Source organism: Nonomuraea deserti (genome assembly GCF_004348685.1).
Classification (GTDB): domain Bacteria; phylum Actinomycetota; class Actinomycetes; order Streptosporangiales; family Streptosporangiaceae; genus Nonomuraea; species Nonomuraea deserti.
In genome coordinates, this window is the sequence record NZ_SMKO01000107.1 from 1 (window position 1) to 16,359 (window position 16,359).

At 72.4% G+C, this 16,359-nt stretch carries 16 protein-coding genes and 1 pseudogene; 8 read left to right on the forward strand and 9 right to left on the reverse strand.

Annotated elements, in window-relative coordinates; genetic code table 11:
- Together E1292_RS30820 and E1292_RS30825 are read right to left on the reverse strand one after the other, a co-directional pair.
- Positions 1-2,610, reverse strand: a 2,610-nt coding sequence (locus E1292_RS30820; RefSeq protein WP_132599252.1) for a tetratricopeptide repeat protein, incomplete at its 3' end; no start/stop codon positions are given.
- A 188-nt stretch (positions 2,611-2,798) separates the two neighbouring features.
- A complete protein-coding gene (locus E1292_RS30825) occupies positions 2,799-3,671 on the reverse strand; it encodes a LysR family transcriptional regulator (RefSeq protein WP_132599254.1) in 873 nt (290 codons plus the stop codon).
- A 100-nt stretch (positions 3,672-3,771) separates the two neighbouring features.
- On the opposite strand from E1292_RS30825, the gene E1292_RS30830 reads away from it, so the two are divergent.
- From E1292_RS30830 to E1292_RS30840, 3 genes are all read left to right on the forward strand, one after another.
- The gene (locus E1292_RS30830; protein ID WP_132599256.1) at positions 3,772-4,296 is read left to right on the forward strand and encodes a cysteine dioxygenase family protein; all 525 of its coding nucleotides are present in this window, start codon (positions 3,772-3,774) and stop codon (positions 4,294-4,296) included.
- A gap of 195 nt (positions 4,297-4,491) precedes the next feature.
- Positions 4,492-5,079, forward strand: coding sequence for a winged helix-turn-helix domain-containing protein (locus tag E1292_RS30835; protein WP_132599258.1), 588 nt, complete (start codon positions 4,492-4,494; stop codon positions 5,077-5,079).
- Between the two features lie 260 nt (positions 5,080-5,339).
- Positions 5,340-5,522, forward strand: coding sequence for a hypothetical protein (locus E1292_RS30840; protein ID WP_132599260.1), 183 nt, complete (start codon positions 5,340-5,342; stop codon positions 5,520-5,522).
- Between the two features lie 23 nt (positions 5,523-5,545).
- Here the strand turns inward: E1292_RS30840 and E1292_RS30845 are convergent.
- Both E1292_RS30845 and E1292_RS30850 read right to left on the reverse strand, forming a co-directional pair.
- A pseudogene (locus E1292_RS30845) lies at positions 5,546-6,358 on the reverse strand (CU044_5270 family protein); the annotation flags it as partial.
- A 93-nt stretch (positions 6,359-6,451) separates the two neighbouring features.
- Positions 6,452-7,807 carry a dipeptidase gene (locus E1292_RS30850; protein ID WP_132599264.1) on the reverse strand — a complete coding sequence of 452 codons (1,356 nt, stop codon included), beginning with the start codon at positions 7,805-7,807 and terminating at the stop codon, positions 6,452-6,454.
- Positions 7,808-8,073: 266 nt separating this feature from the next.
- On the opposite strand from E1292_RS30850, the gene E1292_RS30855 reads away from it, so the two are divergent.
- Both E1292_RS30855 and ald read left to right on the forward strand, forming a co-directional pair.
- Positions 8,074-9,456, forward strand: a complete 1,383-nt coding sequence (locus tag E1292_RS30855) for an aspartate aminotransferase family protein (RefSeq protein WP_132599266.1) — start codon at positions 8,074-8,076, stop codon at positions 9,454-9,456.
- Positions 9,457-9,517: 61 nt separating this feature from the next.
- Positions 9,518-10,627 carry an alanine dehydrogenase gene (ald, locus tag E1292_RS30860; RefSeq protein ID WP_132599268.1) on the forward strand — a complete coding sequence of 370 codons (1,110 nt, stop codon included), beginning with the start codon at positions 9,518-9,520 and terminating at the stop codon, positions 10,625-10,627.
- 7 nt (positions 10,628-10,634) lie between these two features.
- Here the strand turns inward: ald and E1292_RS30865 are convergent, their stop codons facing one another.
- Positions 10,635-11,084 (reverse strand): VOC family protein, encoded by a 450-nt coding sequence (locus E1292_RS30865; protein ID WP_132599270.1) that lies wholly within the window; start codon positions 11,082-11,084, stop codon positions 10,635-10,637.
- On the reverse strand, positions 11,081-11,398 hold the full coding sequence (locus E1292_RS30870) for a PadR family transcriptional regulator (RefSeq protein WP_220447142.1): 318 nt from the start codon (positions 11,396-11,398) through the stop codon (positions 11,081-11,083). Before E1292_RS30870 ends, E1292_RS30865 begins: the two co-directional genes overlap by 4 nt.
- A gap of 59 nt (positions 11,399-11,457) precedes the next feature.
- On the opposite strand from E1292_RS30870, the gene E1292_RS30875 reads away from it, so the two are divergent.
- The gene (locus tag E1292_RS30875; protein WP_132599274.1) at positions 11,458-11,826 is read left to right on the forward strand and encodes a VOC family protein; all 369 of its coding nucleotides are present in this window, start codon (positions 11,458-11,460) and stop codon (positions 11,824-11,826) included.
- A 136-nt stretch (positions 11,827-11,962) separates the two neighbouring features.
- Here the strand turns inward: E1292_RS30875 and E1292_RS30880 are convergent, their stop codons facing one another.
- Positions 11,963-13,348: a tetratricopeptide repeat protein gene (locus E1292_RS30880; protein ID WP_132599276.1), complete on the reverse strand. Its 1,386-nt coding sequence runs from the start codon at positions 13,346-13,348 to the stop codon at positions 11,963-11,965.
- Positions 13,349-13,502: 154 nt separating this feature from the next.
- Here E1292_RS30880 and E1292_RS54170 point away from each other — a divergent pair, with 154 nt between their 5' ends.
- A complete protein-coding gene (locus E1292_RS54170) occupies positions 13,503-14,372 on the forward strand; it encodes a sigma factor (protein ID WP_246090447.1) in 870 nt (289 codons plus the stop codon).
- Positions 14,369-14,683 carry a hypothetical protein gene (locus E1292_RS30890; protein WP_132599278.1) on the forward strand — a complete coding sequence of 105 codons (315 nt, stop codon included), beginning with the start codon at positions 14,369-14,371 and terminating at the stop codon, positions 14,681-14,683. The genes E1292_RS54170 and E1292_RS30890 overlap by 4 nt, the downstream gene beginning before the upstream one ends.
- 6 nt (positions 14,684-14,689) lie before the next feature.
- Here the strand turns inward: E1292_RS30890 and E1292_RS30895 are convergent, their stop codons facing one another.
- Positions 14,690-15,580 carry a sulfite exporter TauE/SafE family protein gene (locus E1292_RS30895; protein WP_246090448.1) on the reverse strand — a complete coding sequence of 297 codons (891 nt, stop codon included), beginning with the start codon at positions 15,578-15,580 and terminating at the stop codon, positions 14,690-14,692.
- A 318-nt stretch (positions 15,581-15,898) separates the two neighbouring features.
- A complete protein-coding gene (locus E1292_RS30900) occupies positions 15,899-16,186 on the reverse strand; it encodes an SHOCT domain-containing protein (protein ID WP_132599280.1) in 288 nt (95 codons plus the stop codon).
- Positions 16,187-16,359: the final 173 nt, after the last annotated feature.

Here is a 16,359-nt window from a genome sequence, read left to right on the forward strand (position 1 = left end):
GTGTGCGGCGGGCACGGACAGGAGGGCAGCCAGATGCGCCGCGAACCCGCCGTCCCCGCCCGCCGCCTCGAACGCCCGGACCGCCTCGCCCAGCCGCCCTGTCTCCAGCAGCGCGCACGCGAGGTTGTGCTGTGCCCGTACGGCCTCGTCCGTATACCGGGGGTCGTTCTCGGCCAGGATCCGGAACCTCGCCGCCGCCTCCTGCGCGGGCTTGAGCGCGGCACCCGCCTCGCCCGCCAGCAGCAGGCAGGCTCCCAGGTCGAACAGCGCTTCCGCCCGTCCGGCCGCCTCTTCGTACGGGGGAGCGACCGCGTGAATCTCCACGGCCTCCGCGGCCGCGGCGACGGCCTCGCCCACTCGTCCCGCGGCCGCCAGCCGGCCCGACAGCATGGACAGCGCCTCCGCCAGGGCGGTCCGCTCACCTCGTGCCCGGTGACGGTGCACGGCCAGTTCGCTGAGCGTCACGTCGAGGGCCCGCAGGCCGAGCCGGTCCCGCCCGGTCCGTACCGGTAATGCGGCCATGACCTCCGGTTCGGCGGGAAACAGCCCGATTACGGCGTTGACCAGGTCGCCGAGCCGCGTGCCTGGATGGGTCACGGCCTCTTCGACCAGGCTGCCGGCCCTGGCCGTGACGAGCGTCCGCAGCGCCGACCTGACCCGCTCCCCACCCGCGCACATCCGCAGGACGTCCAGCATCCGTACGAGATGCCGGACCGTGCGGCCGTCGAGGTCGTGCACGGCGAGCACGAGCGATTCCAGGCCCTCCGTGCCGGACAGGAGCTGTTCGGCCACGAGGTCAGGGCCTGGCGGGACGAGCCGTTCGCCGCCGGGGAGGATGCGGCGGAGCCAGGCGGCCATGTCCTGGAGGCGGCCGTCGAGCCCGGGTCCGCTGGACGCGGCGTCGCGCAGTCCCGGCACGGCCGGGAGCAGGCCGGGCAGTTCGGCGGGCGTGGGCGCGGTGAGCGTGACCACCGCCATGGCCTGGCGCGAGGTCACGTCGTCCACCGCCATGGCCTGGCGCGCCATCATGTCGTCCACCGCCACTGCCGGGCGCGCCGTCACGTCGTCCACCCGCTGGTGACCTGTGGGCCAGGCCAGTGCCCACTCGGCCAGTTCCCGCGCGACGAACCGCTCCAGGAGCCCGCCGCGCGCGTGCCCGCCCTCGTCGCGCAGGCGCATCAGGGCGGCCAGGTGGACGTGGAGCGGCAGGCCGTACTCGGGGTCGTCGAGATGGGGCGGGGCGGGCAGCGCGGCCCGGCTGGGGGCGAACGCCTTCATGGCGGCGCGGGCGTGCTCCGTCCGCTCGGGCAGGGTGAGCGGGCTGGTGTTGAGCTGGATCGTCGTGGTGTTCAGCCGCCGCAGCCAGCCGCCCGCCGCCGTGTCGAGGCGCCGCCACCACCCGGGCTCGCCCGGCTCGCGGGCCACGAGCAGGAGCCGTACGCGGGGATTGCGGCCGTGCTTGGCCAGCCGCCGGATCAGCTCGCCCACCACGGGAACGGAGGGTTCGGGATGCTCGACGACGAGCAACGTCGGCCGGACGGCGTCCAGCGCGGCGCTTGCCCCTCCGTCCACCGCCGCGCGGCCGGCATCCACCTCCGGCCCGGGGCCCACGTCCGGCCCGGAGTCCCTGTCCAGCCTGGGGTCAGCGTCGGGCTCGGGGGCCAGGTCGTAGAGGGTGTCCAGGGGGAGGAGGCCGGCGTCCCAGCCGGACCCCGCCAGCTCCACGCACAGTTCGCCCGCCAGCCGGGACTTGCCGGTTCCCGCGCGGCCGGTCAGGACCGCGATCGACAGCGCGGCCGGTTCGGCGGCCCAGGCGCGCAGCCGGGCCAGCTCTTCCTCCCGCCCCAGGAACGGCACGACGGCGTGACGGGCGGGCAGCAGCGTCCAGTCGGGGCCGTCCGGCGGCGGGTCGTCCCGGGCGGGCGCCAGCAGGTCCGCGAGTGGTACGGAGGGTTCGTCGCCGGTCACGGTCTCGAGCCGGCCGGGTGGCACGCCGGCCAGCTCGCGGAAACGCGCGTCGCTCAGCAGCGCGGTCACCGGTACGGCGTCCAGCCGCGGAGCGGTTCCCGAGGTGATCACGCCGATGATCTGGCCGGCCGGTTCGGCGAGCAGGGCGGCGCCCGGCATGCCGCCCCAGAGCGAGCCCGGCACGGCGTGGCTCCCGGGGTTTCCCACGGAGACCGTCAGCGCCTTCGCCGCCGCGTCGACCGGGGCGTCGACCAGGCCGGCCAGCGTCTCGGCGTCGCGGAACCCGGCGCGCTGCCCCGCCCGCGGGAACCCTCTGGCCAGGCACCGTACGCCGGGCGCGGCGGCCCTGGCCCAGCGCACGTGTTCGATGCCGGGCAGTTCGGCCCATGGGGCGCCGGGCACCCGCAGCAGCACCGCGCTCGCCGCGCCGCGTCCGCGCCACACCTGCTCGGCCGCGATCCACCGGGCCGACCAGGGCGCGCGCACCTGGCACGGCGTATCGGGCCCGACCACCTGGCCGGAGGCCAGCACCAGGTCGGCGCCGATCACGTATCCAGATCCGGTCACGCCGACGAGGTCGTCGTGACCGGAGTAGACCTCGACGACCCGTTCGAGCGCGAGGCGGTGTGGTGGCGTGTCCATGGGTCCGCCCATTTAGGTACGTCGCGACGTGTCGTCCCCCCGACGAGCCTGTGATCCAACTATCGCACTATGGCTGGAAAATTTCCGCTCTTGTCATGCCTTCGCGGATGTGCGCCCACGCCGCCGGCCACCGGGCGGACCGTTCCGGAACAGCGACCGCTGCAACCGCACCGGGCAGCTCGTGGGCGTCACAGGCTTTCCCGCAGCGCCTTCACGAGTGCCTCCGTGGCCGGTGGGTGGGGTGGTTCGCCGTAGACGGCGGCGTACACGTGCCGGGTCGAACCGGGCACCTCGGCCACGTGCACGCCGGGGTGGCGGTGGGCGGTGAGCGCCAGCCCGGGCAGCAGGGTCAGGCCCAGCCCTGCCGCCACGAGGGCCTGCACGGCCACGATGTCGTCGCTGGTGAACGAGATGCGCGGCGTGAATCCCGCCTTGTCGCAGATGTCCAGCAGGTGGCTGCGGCACCGGTCGCAGCCCGCGATCCAGGGTGAGCCGGCATGCTCGGCCAGCCCGCCGTGCAGACCCCCGGCCGGCGTGCTGGACACCAGGTAGCTGAGGTCGTCGAAGAGGTGGATCATGTGGAGGCCGTTGCCCTCCGGCGCGGTGTCGTCGTACCGGAACATCACCGCCACGTCCGCCCGGCCCGCCCGCAGCAGCCTGAGCGCCTCCGGCGGCTCGGTCTCCGTGAGCTCCAGGCGCAGCCCGGGGTGGGCGGCGGCGAGCAGGCCGGCCGCCTTCGGGATGAACGTGCCCAGCGCGGAGGGGAAGGCGGCCAGCCTCACGCGGCCGGTACGCAGCCCGACGTGGGCGGCCAGTTCCTCGGACGTGGCGTCGAGGCGGCCGATGATCTCGGCGGCGCGTTCGGCGAGCAGCCGGCCGGCGTCCGTGAGCCGGATGCCGCGCCCGGCGCGCTGGATGAGCTTGGCCCCGGTCTCCGCCTCCAGCTTGGCCAGGTGATGGCTGACCGAGGGCTGGGAGTAGTGGAGCTCTTTGGCGGCCGCGGTCAGCGAACCCGTGCGGGCGACCGCGAGCAGGACGTGGAGCCGGGTGACGTCGAGCATTCATCAATCGTATCTATCGATGGACCAGAAGACTTCTGTTGGACCTATCGATCCATGTGGGACACGGTAGAAGGGAAGGCGAACTTCCAGGGAGAACCTCATGCGCACCGTCACCGTCGTCCGTCCGGGGCTGGGTCCGATCGTGTCCGGCATCTCCGAGATCGTGGCACGCGAGTCAGCGCCCCGCGACACCGCGCACGCCGTCGCCGATCTGCTCCGCGACGGCCTCCCCGGGCTCGACATCCTCACGCCGGAGGAGCGCGCGGGCTCATCCGACGGGTACGTGTCCCACGTGCTGCACGCCCAGGAGGACTTCTCGGTGGTGGCGGTCGTGTGGCGGCCCGGCCAGTTCACGGTGATCCACGACCATGTGGCGTGGTGCACGTTCGGCATTCTCAGCGGCATCGAGAACGAGACCCTCTACCGCGACATGGGTGACCATCTGGTGGAGATCGGGCGCGCGGCCAACCGTCCTGGCGAGGTCAGCGGGTTCGCGCCGCCCGGTGACATCCACATGGTGCGCAACACCAGCCAGGAGGTCGGGGTGTCCCTCCACGTGTACGGCGCCGACGTGAGCCGGCTCGGCAGCAGCGTGCGCCGGGTCTACGCCCTGCCCGTCAGATAGGGCCCCTTGGGCCCGGCCGTCCTGGCGCCCATGACGGCCGGGCGGGGCCGCCCATGCGGGACTCGTACCACATAGGGCCCGGACCGGCGGAAAGGCGGCAAATCTTTCGCGGCCGGCCCTGGCGCGCTCAAGATAGGAAAGGGAATTTGCGCAACATCTATTGCGCAAATTTCCTTTTGCTTCTACGGTGGAGCCATGGCCGCCGACAAGGACCACCGCGTCAAGGACATCGACACGCTCAAAGCGCTGGGTCACCCGCTGCGCATCAAGCTCTACCGCGCGCTCTACATGGCGGGCACCGCGACGGCATCCCAACTGGCCGACAAGGTCGGCGAGGCCGTGTCACTGGTCAGCTACCACCTGCGAAAGCTGTCCGCGCACGGCATCATCGTGGAGGCCGAGCCGGGCAGCGGCGACGCCAGGGAGCGGTGGTGGCGGCCGGTCTCCACCGTGGTCAGCACCAGAGACGAGGACTGGCGCGACGCGCCCGAGCGGGCCGCCGTCCACACCGCCGTGTCCCGCGTCTACGTCCGCCAGCGGACCGAGATGTACGAGGAATACCTCGACACCAAGCCGGCCTGGACCGACGACTGGCGTGGCGCGGCCTTCAGCTCCGAATTCCTGCTGTCGCTCACGGCCGAGGAACTGCATGACCTCAGCCGTGAGCTCGGCGAGCTGGTCGCGAAGTGGCGGGAACGCGGCGCGGCGGCCCGCGAGGCGGGCGCCACACAGGGCCGCGAAAACGTCGCCCTGCACGTCAACGGCTTCCCGTTCCGCGTCTGAAGCGGACCCCCGTTCCGCGCCTGAAGCGAATCCCCGCTCCGCGCCTGAAGCGAACCCCCGTTCCGCGCCTGAAGCGAACCCCCGCTCCGCGCCTGAAGCGAACCCCCGTTCCGCGCCTGAAGCGAACCCCCGTTCCGCGCCTGAAGCGAACCCCCGCTCCGCGCCTGAAGCGAACCCCCGCTCCGCGCCTGAAGCGAACCCCCGCTCCGCGCCTGAAGCGAATCCCCGCTCCGCGTCCGAGGCGGACCCCAGGAGGGCTGATGAACACCGACTTGTTCCTGTACGTCGAGCGCGTGCGGGCCTTCGAGCTGCGCGCGGAGGCGGAGCGCAGCCGCCTGGCCAGGACACCCGTCCGTGCCGTCCGCCGCTGGGAGGTCCGGCTGGGCTGGGCGCTGATCGAGATGGGCCTGCGGCTCGTGCACCGCCGTCCCGCGCACTACTGACCGGCGGCGGGCGGTCCACGGGGTCAGGGCAGGTCGCCGGCGTTGTCGACGATGCCGGCGCCGAGCACCGACATCCCGACGGCCTCGCCGTCGTCAACGACTTTCACGCCCATATAGCGGTAGTCGCCGGAGTCGAGGATGTAGACGGCCTTGCCGTGAGGGCCCGCGTCGAAGACCACGCCGACGCCTGCGCGGCCGTCCATGTCGGTGACGTACTCCTCGACGGAGACGTGCGGGAGCTTGGCCAGCGCCCGGTACATCGCGGCTCGCGTGTCCGGCGGGATGATCGGCCCGAACTTCATGTACCACCCGATCGCCCCGAACACCTTGACGTCGGCGGCGATCTCGGCGGGACACTCGGGCCCGCACACCGACAGCGGCGTGAGTGGCCTTTCCAGCCCGCGGAAATGCTCCAGCAGGGCGTCAGGGTCGGTGGGCAGCGCCTCCACCTCCCGCTGGGTGCGGGTGACGTTGGTCGGCCCCTTCTCCGGGGCCCCCACCTTGAGCTCACCGCCTTCCTGGCGCAACGCCGACCTGCCCCCGTCCATCCGGCTCCATTGTTCGGAGGACGGCAGGTCGCTGCCCATGTGCTGCGACTCCTTCAGGTAGAACCACTGGTCGGGCCTGATCTCCTTGGCGGCGGATCGGCCGGCCACCAGCGCGGCCCGCTCCAGCACCGTCTTCGTCGCAGCCGGCCGCGTCGTCGTCGCGACCGGCGGCTGAACGTCCGCGCCCCCCGGGACGGCGACAGCCGTCGCGGCGGCGGCCAGCGCGCACGCCCCGGCGGGGTGCCCGCCCGCGTCGCCACGCCGCCTCCCTGGCCGAGGAGCTGGCCGGCGCCCTGGCCGAGCCGGGGCCGGGCGTCGTGGTCCTGCACGCCCGGCCCCGCATGTTCGCCCCGACCTAGGAGCGACCGGCGAGCACCCCTCCTAGACGCCGAGCGCCGACGGGAGGCTCAGCTCGTGCAGGAACAGCGCCTCCGTGGTGGCGACGCGGCGGAGCTCCTCCAGGTCGACCCGCTCGTTGGGCGCGTGGATGGCGGCGTCCTCGTCCTCGGCGCCGAACAGCAGGATCTCCGCCGCGGGGAACTGCTTCAGCAAGGTGTTGACCAGCGGGATCGACCCGCCCGCGCCCACGTCGCGCGGCGGGCGGCCGAAGGCGCGCTCCATCGCCCGGTTGAGCGCCGACCTGGCCTTGCCGCCCGAGTCGGCCTGGAAGCCGGAGCCCACGACGACGTCGCCGAACGCCACCCGCACGCCCCACGGCGCCACCTGCCGCAGGAACTCCGTCACCGCGTTGACCGTCGTCTTCGGGTCGCCGGCCGGCGGGATGCGAACCGTCACCCTGGCCCTGGCGACCGGCTGCACGGCGTTGACCGCGCCCGACACCGTCGGCACGTCCATGCCGGTCACGGTGATCGAGTAGGACGACCACAGGCGGTCGGCCAGCGAGCCGGAGCCCACCAGCGAGACCCCGTCGAGCACGCCGGCCGTCTGCCTGAACTCCTCCTCCGACGGCCCCTGGCCGAAGAAGTTGCCCCTGGGCAGGCCCGGCACCCGCACCTCGCCGTTGTCGCCGTGCAGCGCGGTCAGCATGCGCATCAGGGCCGCCAGCGCGTCGGGGGCGGCGCCGCCGAACGATCCGCTGTGCAGGGACTCGCGCAGCGTGCGGACCTCGACGGTGAAGGCGGCCATGCCGCGCAGCGACGTCGTGACCGAGGCGTCGCCCACGCGCGGGTTGCCGGTGTCGGCCACCACGATGGCGTCGGCGCGCAGCAGCTCGGGGTTCTGCTCGACGAACGCCTCCAGACGCTCGCCCGCGTATTCCTCCTGGCCCTCGATGAGGACCTTGATGCCCACCGGGAACCGGCCCTGGAAGGCGCGCAGGGCGGTGACGTGCGAGATGACGCCGGACTTGTCGTCGGCGCAGCCGCGCCCGTACAGCCGGCCGTCGATCAGGGTCGGCTCGAACGGCGGGGTGCGCCACGCGGCCAGGTCGCCGGCGGGCTGCACGTCGTAGTGCGCGTAGAGCAGGACGGTGGGCGCGCCGGGCGGCGCGGGCGCCTCGCCGTAGACCGCGGGGAAGCTCCCCTCCACCTGCACCTGCTGGACGCGCGGCAGACCGGCGGAACGCAGCAGTTCCTCCGTCAGCGCGGCGGCGGCGCGCACCGGCTCCTCCGGATGCCCGGGAAAGGCCACGGAAGGGATGGCGGCGAGCCGCTTGAGCTCCTCGACGCCTTGGGGCATCGCGGCGGCGACAGCGCTTTCGATCTGGTCAGGAGTCACGGACGGTTCCCCCGGGGGTCGTTCTCACGAAGATTTCTCGAACAGTTCTACAGGGTGACAGGCGCTTTGCCGTCATGGGAGGAGGATACGAGGTTCCGCGACGCGGAAACCGTGCGAAGCCGCCCCGGCAGGTGTACGGATTTCGTTGCTGTTACAGAGCGCTTCTGCGGATCTCGATTTTCTTGCATAGTGTCGCGACCGATTCGCTTGGCAAGTCACAAGGGAACAGGCAAACTGTGGGAAGTCAGACACGAGGGAAGATAGCCATGACGCAGCCGGAAAACGACGTCCTCAAGGCCGCGGAAGACCACCTGTGGTTGCACTTCACCAGGCACAGCTCCTACCAGCAGGCCGAGATCCCGACCATCGTGCGCGGTGAGGGCTCCTACATCTACGACATCCACGGCAAGCGCTATCTCGACGGTCTGGCCGGGCTTTTCGTGGTCCAGGCCGGGCACGGGCGACAGGAGCTCGCCGAGGCCGCCGCCAAGCAGGCCCAGGAGCTCGCGTTCTTCCCGCTGTGGTCCTACGCCCACCCCAAGGCGGCGGAACTGGCCCAGCGCCTGGCCTCCTACACCCCCGGCGAGCTCGACCGCGTCTTCTTCACCACCGGGGGCGGCGAAGCGGTTGAATCGGCATGGAAGCTGGCCAAGCAGTATTTCAAGCTCGTCGGCAAGCCGCTCAAGCACAAGGTCATCAGCCGCCAGATCGCCTACCACGGCACCCCGCAGGGTGCCCTGGCGATCACCGGCATCCCGGCGTTCAAGGAGATGTTCGAGCCGCTCGTGCCCGGCTCCATCAGGGTGCCCAACACCAATCACTACCGCGCCGACGAGATCACCGGCGTCAAGGGCATGAGCCCCGAGGAGTACGGCTTCTGGGCCGCCGAGCGCGTGGCCCGCGCCATCGAGATGGAGGGCCCCGACACGGTGGCCGCCGTCTTCGCCGAGCCCGTGCAGAACGCCGGCGGCTGCTTCCCTCCGGCCCCCGGCTACTTCCAGCGCCTGCGCGAGATCTGCGACGAGTACGACGTGCTGCTCGTCTCCGACGAGGTCATCTGCGCGTTCGGCCGGCTCGGCACCATGTTCGGCGGCCAGAAGTTCGACTACGTGCCTGACATCATCACCTGCGCCAAGGGCCTGACCAGCGGCTACTCGCCCATCGGTGCCATGATCGCGCACGAGCGGCTGTTCGAGCCGTTCAAGGACGGCGACACCATGTTCGCGCACGGCTACACCTTCGGCGGCCACCCCGTCTCCGCCGCCGTCGCGCTGGCCAACCTCGACATCTTCGAGCGCGAAGACCTGCTCGGCCACGTCACCAGGAACGAGCCGCTGTTCAAGGAGACCCTCGACGGGCTGCGCGACCTCCCGATCGTCGGCGACGTGCGCGGCTCCGGCTACTTCTGGGGCATCGAACTGGTCAAGGACAAGACCACCAAGGAGACGTTCGACGCCGAGGAGTCGGAGCGGCTGCTGCGCGGCTTCCTGTCCAAGGCGCTGTACGAGGCGGGCCTCTACTGCCGCGCGGACGACCGCGGCGACCCCGTCATCCAGCTGGCGCCCCCGCTGATCGCCGGACCCGAGGAGTTCGCCGAGATCGGGTCCATCCTCCGCAACGTGCTCACCGAAGCATGGGCGCGCCTCTAGGGGCCGCTCGTCGTAACACCATCCGGTACGACGGCGTGCCGGCGCGCGAAAGGATCCACGGATGAAGATCGGCGTTCCCGCCGAGGTCAAGAACCACGAATACCGGGTCGCGGCGACCCCCGCGGGCGTTCACGAACTCGTGCGCAACGGCCACGACGTCACCGTCCAGCGGGGCGCGGGTCTGGGCTCGTCCATCACGGACGAGGAGTATCTGGCAGCGGGCGCCAAGATCGTCGACAGCGCCGACGCGGTGTGGGGCGAGGCCGGCCTGGTGCTCAAGGTGAAGGAGCCGGTCGCCGAGGAGTACCACCGGCTGCGCGAGGGGCTGGTGTTGTTCACGTACCTGCACCTGGCCGCCTCGCGCCCGTGCACCGACGCCCTGCTCAAGGCGAGGACCACCGGCATCGCGTACGAGACGGTGCAGGTCGGCGGGGCGCTGCCGCTGCTCGCCCCGATGTCCGAGGTCGCCGGCCGCCTCGCGCCGCAGGTGGGCGCGTACAACCTGATGCGCTTCAACGGCGGCCGCGGCGTCCTGCCGGGCGGCGTGCCCGGCGTGGCTCCGGCCAAGGTGGTCGTGATCGGCGGCGGCGTGTCGGGGCTGAACGCCGCGCAGATCGCCGTCGGCATGGGCGCCGACGTGACCGTGCTCGACACCAACGTCGACCGGCTGCGCTTCATCGACGCCGTCTACCAGGGCCGGCTCAAGACGCTGGTCTCGACGTCGTACGCGATCGAGCGGGAGGTCCTGCGGGCCGACCTGGTCATCGGCGCGGTGCTGATCCCGGGCGCCAAGGCCCCGACGCTGGTCTCCAACGACCTCGTGTCCCGCATGAAACCGGGCTCGGTGCTCGTCGACATCGCCATCGACCAGGGCGGCTGCTTCGAGGACTCGCGCCCGACCACGCACGCCGAGCCCACCTACACGGTGCACGAATCGGTCTTCTACTGCGTGGCCAACATGCCGGGCTCCGTCGCCAACACCTCCACCTACGCCCTCACCAACGCGACCCTCCCGTACGCGGTCAAGCTGGCGAACATGGGCTGGCGGGAGGCCGTCGAGACCGACGCGGGGCTCGCGGGCGGGCTCAACACGCACGACGGCCGGCTGACGAACCAGCCGGTCGCCGAGGCGCTCGGGCTGGCGTACACGCCGGTGACCGAACTCGTCTAGTCGTCCACTAGTCGTCCACGCGGTACGTCGTGCTCCGCACGATCTCCTCGGGGGTGAGCTGCTCCCTGGCGGTCGTCACGGCCCAGCGGTGGCCGAAGGGGTAGCGCAGCACGCCGTACCGCTCGCCCCAGAACATCTCGCCCACCGGCATCTCCACCTCGGCGCCCGCGCCGATCGCCCGCTCGGCCACCGCGTCGGGGTCGTCGACCTCCAGCAGGATCAGCACGGGGCTGCCGCCCAGCGTCGGCGGGGCCGGCGCGCCGAACGCCGGCGTCTCCTCGCTGACCAGCAGCCGTCCGGCGCCGAGCTGGAGTTCGACGAAGAGGATCGTCCCGTCGGACAGCGTGTTGCGGAACACCTCGACCGCGCCCAGGCCCTCCCGGTAGAACCCGATCGCCGCATCCGCGTCGCGCACGAACAGGTGTGGGCACAACCCTTGCGGCCGTAGCGACGTCATGTGATCAGCCCTGCCTCTTTCGCGGCCGTCACCAGGCGGGTCATCAGCTCGGCCTCGTCCCGTGCGGCCCGCTCACCCTGCGGGGTCAGTTTGTAGTAGCGCCTTCTGGCGTCGTGGGGGGCGGCCGGGTCACCGGCGTCGAACTCCTCCACCAGCCCGTCGGCCACCAGCCGGTTGATGGTCCGGTAGAGCGTGCCGGGCCCCAGCCTGACCGCGCCGCCGCTGATCTCCTCGACGAACCGCATCACCGCGTAGCCGTGCTTGCGGCCGCTGGCCAGGGCCAGGAGCACGTGGAACCCGGCGGCGGTGAGCATGATTGACACCATAGCACCACTCTGGTTATATCCAATATGGATATACCTTGGGAGGTACGATGCCACTCTCCGTCAGCCAGGTCACCCTCTACGTCGACGACCAGCAGCGCGCGGTCGACTTCTGGACCGGCAAGATGGGTTTCACGGTCACCACCGACATGCCCTACGGCGACGACCGCTGGATCGAGGTCGAGCCGCCCGACGGGGGTGCCCGGCTGGTCCTCATCAAGGCCGACCCCGACTGGCCCGCGCCGGTCACGGGCATGCCCCACTACGTGTTGTTCCAGGCCGACGACATCGTCAGGACGCACGAGGAGCTCGTGGCGCGCGGCGTCGAGTTCGTCCACGAGCCGCAGCACCAGCCGTGGGGCTGGTCGGCCGTCTTCAAGGACGACGAAGGCCACCAGTTCCACCTCGGCCAGCGCTGACCACCGCACCCGGGCCCACCTCGGCCGGCGCTGAGGCTCCGGGTCGCCCGGCCGGCGCTGAGGCTCCGGGTCGCCCGGCCGGCGCTGAGGCTCCGGGTCGCCCGGCCGGCGCTGAGCACCCGGGTCGCCCGGCCGGTCAGCGCACCCCCAACCGCCGGCGCAGGTCGCGCGCGGTGGCCAGGACGTGCCGGAGCTCGCCCGGGCCCGGCCACGGCGCGCTGCCGGGACGCAGCAGCGTGCCGCGCACCGACGCCAGATGCTCGATCGCGCTCACGTGCACCCCGCTCCGCTCCACCAGCCACCCGACCACCTCGGAATGGTCGTGCAGCGGCCTGGTCACCACATCCCACGTGCCGAGCACCTCCGCCAGGTCCGCCACGTCCAGCGGCACTCCGCCCCTGCGCCCGGTCGCGGCGGCGGCCAGCTCCGCCCGCGCCGTCAGCTCCGGCTCGGCGGACCGGCCCCAGGCCGGCGGCGGCGGATCGGACAGCCACTCGCGCGCCTCGCCGTGCTCTCCCGCCACCGACAGCAGCCCGCCCAGCTCGACCGCGGCCTCGTGGTGCCCGGCCAGCGCCGCCTGCCTGAACCAGTGCTGCCCGCCCGCCAGGTCGCCGAACTCGGCGATGAGCAGCAGCGCGTAGTCGTAGGCCGACTCGGGGTCGCCGCCGGCCGCCGCCCGGCCGAACCAGTGGCTGGCCGCCGCGTTGTCGCCCAGCTCCACGCAGACGAACCCGGCCATCCGCTGGTCCTCGACCCGCCCTGCGCCGGCCGCGCGCTCGAACCAGGCGCGGGCCGTACGCAGGTCGCCCCTGGACAGCGCGAGACCGCCGAGCCGGGACGAGGCGCCGGCGTGCTCGTACTTGGCGGCCAGCCGGTAGTAGCCCTCCGCCCCCTCGGGGTCGCGGCTGGCGTGCAGGTAAAGACCCATGCAGTGCGCCGACTCGGCGTGGCCTCCCCCGGCCCCGCGCTCCCACCAGTGCACGGTCTCCTCGTCGTCGCCCGCGGAGTAGGCCAGGAACCCCAGGTCGTGCGCCGAGGCCACGTCGCCGTCGGCGGCCGCCTGGCGGTGCCATTCGCGGGCGGCCGCCAGCTCGCCCGAGTCCTCGCACAGCAGGGCGAGCCTGCGGGCGGCCGCCCTCGACCCGTTGCGCGCCGCGGCCTCGAACCAGCCCCTGGCGGCATCCGCGTCGCCGCGCTGTTCGAGCAGCAGCGTCGCCAGGTTGGCCGCGGCCTCGGCGTCGCCGGTGCTCGCGGCCAGCTCGTACCAGGAGACGGCCTCCTCCAGGCTGCCGTGCTTCTCGTGCCAGATGCCCAGGTTGTAGGCGCTGTCGACGTTGCCGCCCGCGGCGGCCCGCTCCCACCAGTGCTTGGCGGCCGCGCGGTCACCGTGCTGGGCGTAGAGCTTGCCGAGCCGGTGCGCGGCCTGCGCGTCGCCCGTCCGCGCCGCGGCCAGCAGCTCGTGCTCGTCTCCCACGCGTGGCGCCGGTACGGCCGGCGCCGTCACCTCTCCTTGCCAGGCCATGGCGACAGAGTGGCACGTGATCACGCGATCGCGAACCGTAATCGCCGACAAGTGCTCCAGGGTGAACGCCGGGCGCGGTCCCCCCGCGCGGCCGTGCAACGGTTTCCGCGGTCGATCCCTCTCGGAGGTGAAGAACGACGAAGGGCGAGAACTGTTGGAAGGCGATCCCCGTTTCGCGGAGTTCGTCGCCGAACGCGGCGACGCGCTGCTGCGCTACGGCTACGTACTGGCCGGCAACCCGCACGATGCGGCCGACCTGGTCCAGGAGGCGCTGCTGAAGCTGCGCGGCGCCTGGCATCGCTTGCGTCCGAAGGAGAACCCGGAGAGTTACGTGCGCACCACGATGGCCCGGCTGCACATCGCCGCCTGGCGGTTGCGCGGGCGTGAGCGGCTCGCCTGGGATCCCCCGGAACGCGAGCACCACGACGCGCTGCCCAGCGGCGACGAACGCACGATGAACGACATCGAGGAGACCCTGCGCAGGACGCTCAGCCATGCGGCGGAGCAGGCGCCCCACCACCCCGGCCCGCTGCCCGCGCGGCTCGAACGCGTCCACCGGAGAAGGAGGCGGCGGGCCCGTACGGTGCTCGCCGCCGCGGCCATCGTGCTGGTCGCGGGCGGGACCACGGCCGTGCTGCGCGGCGGCGACACCGTGACAGCCGTCCAGGGCGAGGCCGCCTCGCTGCCGAGCTCCGCGGCGCCGTCCGAGCACGTGGAGAAGGTCTGGCCGGAGGCCGTGCGGAAGGTCCCGGCGAAAGGTCCCGGCGGGGCGCCGTCGTCGACGGAAAGATCGTCTTCTCCCTCACCGAGGGTGGCGTCTACACCGTCCCCCTTGATGGCGGCACGGTCGAGCCGGTCGACGCGGGGGCGGACATGCATCTGCTGTCCTGGCCGTGGATCGGCACGCGGGGGTCGGGAGGCAACCCCCAAGGTACGTCTTTCGGCCGGATCCGGTACATGGAAACCGGCGAGACCAGGACGGCCGTCATCCATCCGGGCGAGACGCTGCGCCGTTGCGGTGTGACCATCTGCCTGGGCCAGACCGCGGAGGGCGAGCTCTTCTTCCGGCACCGGGACGGCTCGTCGCAGAAGGCCATCCCCGGTCGTGTGCACTCGGCCCCGCTGACCCAGGACCGCTTCTACATCTCGGCGTACGGCGCCCGGATGCCCGCCGGCGTGGGGCTGTACGACCTGGACACCGGCAAGTCCGGCTATCTGGGCATCCAGGGTGAGGGCAACTCCATCAGGTTGCCGTCCACGGACCGAACGGGCAGGCTCCTCAGTTACACGCTCAAGGACGATCTCTACCTCGTCGACCTGGCCAGGATCCGGTAGCCGGGCTCAGGAGAAGGTGAGGATCCCGGCGTACATGCCCATCCCGCAGACGTAGCGCAGGCTTCCCGGCCGTTGCGGCGGCAGGCGTACGGTGGCCGGCAGGGCGACGTCGCGGCCGTCGATCACGACGGTGTCCGTGCAGCCGTGCTCGGCCACCTTGAAGACGATCTCGACGGGCACGCCCGCGCGCGCCGAGACGATGGCCGGGCGGTAGCCGTCGCGGGTGGCCCAGACCGTGACGCTCTGGCCGCCCGGCCCGGTGACCGCCTGCGCGGGGTCGGGGGCGGGCAGCCAGCCGCCGAGGCTGATCCCCGAGCCGGCGGTCCAGAGCCCGGCGGCGATCGCGGCGACCCCGGCGAGCCTGGCCAGCCGGGTGCGGGAGACGCGCCGCAGCACGTAGCCGAGCAGCGCGAACGCCGGCGCCGTACCGATGACGAACCCCGCCATGGCCGCCGCCCCCGCCACCGGGGACCCGCTGGAGACCGCGACGAGTTCCACGCCGAGCGTCACGCCGCAGGGCACCAGGATGGTGGCCGCGCCCAGCAGCGGCGCCGTGTACCTCGACGGAGCCCGCGACGGCGGCGGAGCGCAGCCGGCGTGCCCGCGCCGCATGAGCCGGACCGCGAAGACGATCACCGTGACGCCGGCCACGACGAGCAGCACGGCCCGAGCCTGCGGCGGCAGGGTGACGGCCGAGCCGAGCAGCCCCAGCAGCGCGCCGGCGACCGTGTGGGAGGCCAGCCGGCCGGCCAGGAACCAGGCCACGAGCGCGGGATCACGCCCGTGGCGGCCGTCGGCCAGCCCCATGAGCAGCCCGCCCTGTGCGGCGGTGCACGAGGCGGTGCCGGCCACGAGCCCTGCGGCGACCCCACCGGCGAGCAGGGCGGCGGCGCTCACGCTCAGCGGGCGAGCGCGGAGCGGCCGGCGAACGTGCGGCGGAAGTCGGTGATGGACCGCATTCTTGTCCCCACTCTCTACAGAAGCCCGTACACGCAACGTAACCCGGCGTCCCGCATGCGGCGAGTGACAGTTGTCGCACCCACGGTGACGTTTGGATGAGGGCCGCGGGGCGATCACCGCGGCTTCGCGCCGGAGGAAAGGCCCCGGACCGCGCCGGCCGCGAGCACGGGAACGGCGGTCCGAGGCGCGGGTGACGCGCCGCGAACCGCCGCTTGAGCGATACGGGAATCGCCGGACTTCAGGCCGGGGGGCAAGTCACGATGCCCCGCCCTTGAGAACGGAGAGCTTCTCGAAGTATTCGTCGTCGCCCATCTCGCCGCGGGCGTACCGCTCGGCGAGAATCTGCTCCGCGGACGCGGTGGGCGACCCGGCAGGTCCGGCCGGCCCGGCCTGGTGAGCTTGCCGAGGGCCCCACCAGCCCTTGCGCCGGGCGGTGATGGCGAGCGCCACGACGCCGACCCAGAACAGGCCCCAGAACAGCGGGATGATCGGCCAGAACGCGGAGCCGCCCCAGTGGGGCGCCAGCAGTGCGATGGTGTTCATGTCTCCTCCTTGACGGTTGCCTCCAGAATCCGCCAAGGGGCAGTTCGGCGAATCACACGCCGGGTCCTGTTCCCGCTGCGCCCGAGGGAGTGCTCAGGGCGGGCCGCCCTACGCCCGCGGAGGTAGGTGCGGCGCCTCGCCTCGTCCGTTCGTCCGCGACCCGTGGAGGTAGG

What these genes read in the sequence shown, in the direction of transcription:
- E1292_RS30855 (WP_132599266.1), top strand. Translation starts at nt 8,074, where the DNA reads ATGACGCAGCCGGAAAACGACGTCCTCAAGGCCGCGGAAGACCACCTG.
- ald (WP_132599268.1), top strand. Translation starts at nt 9,518, where the DNA reads ATGAAGATCGGCGTTCCCGCCGAGGTCAAGAACCACGAATACCGGGTC.
- E1292_RS30880 (WP_132599276.1), bottom strand. Translation starts at nt 13,348, where the DNA reads ATGGCCTGGCAAGGAGAGGTGACGGCGCCGGCCGTACCGGCGCCACGC.
- E1292_RS30830 (WP_132599256.1), top strand. Translation starts at nt 3,772, where the DNA reads ATGCGCACCGTCACCGTCGTCCGTCCGGGGCTGGGTCCGATCGTGTCC.
- E1292_RS30900 (WP_132599280.1), bottom strand. Translation starts at nt 16,186, where the DNA reads ATGAACACCATCGCACTGCTGGCGCCCCACTGGGGCGGCTCCGCGTTC.
- E1292_RS30825 (WP_132599254.1), bottom strand. Translation starts at nt 3,671, where the DNA reads ATGCTCGACGTCACCCGGCTCCACGTCCTGCTCGCGGTCGCCCGCACG.
- E1292_RS30840 (WP_132599260.1), top strand. Translation starts at nt 5,340, where the DNA reads ATGAACACCGACTTGTTCCTGTACGTCGAGCGCGTGCGGGCCTTCGAG.
- E1292_RS30865 (WP_132599270.1), bottom strand. Translation starts at nt 11,084, where the DNA reads ATGACGTCGCTACGGCCGCAAGGGTTGTGCCCACACCTGTTCGTGCGC.
- E1292_RS30870 (WP_220447142.1), bottom strand. Translation starts at nt 11,398, where the DNA reads ATGCTCACCGCCGCCGGGTTCCACGTGCTCCTGGCCCTGGCCAGCGGC.
- E1292_RS30835 (WP_132599258.1), top strand. Translation starts at nt 4,492, where the DNA reads ATGGCCGCCGACAAGGACCACCGCGTCAAGGACATCGACACGCTCAAA.
- E1292_RS30875 (WP_132599274.1), top strand. Translation starts at nt 11,458, where the DNA reads ATGCCACTCTCCGTCAGCCAGGTCACCCTCTACGTCGACGACCAGCAG.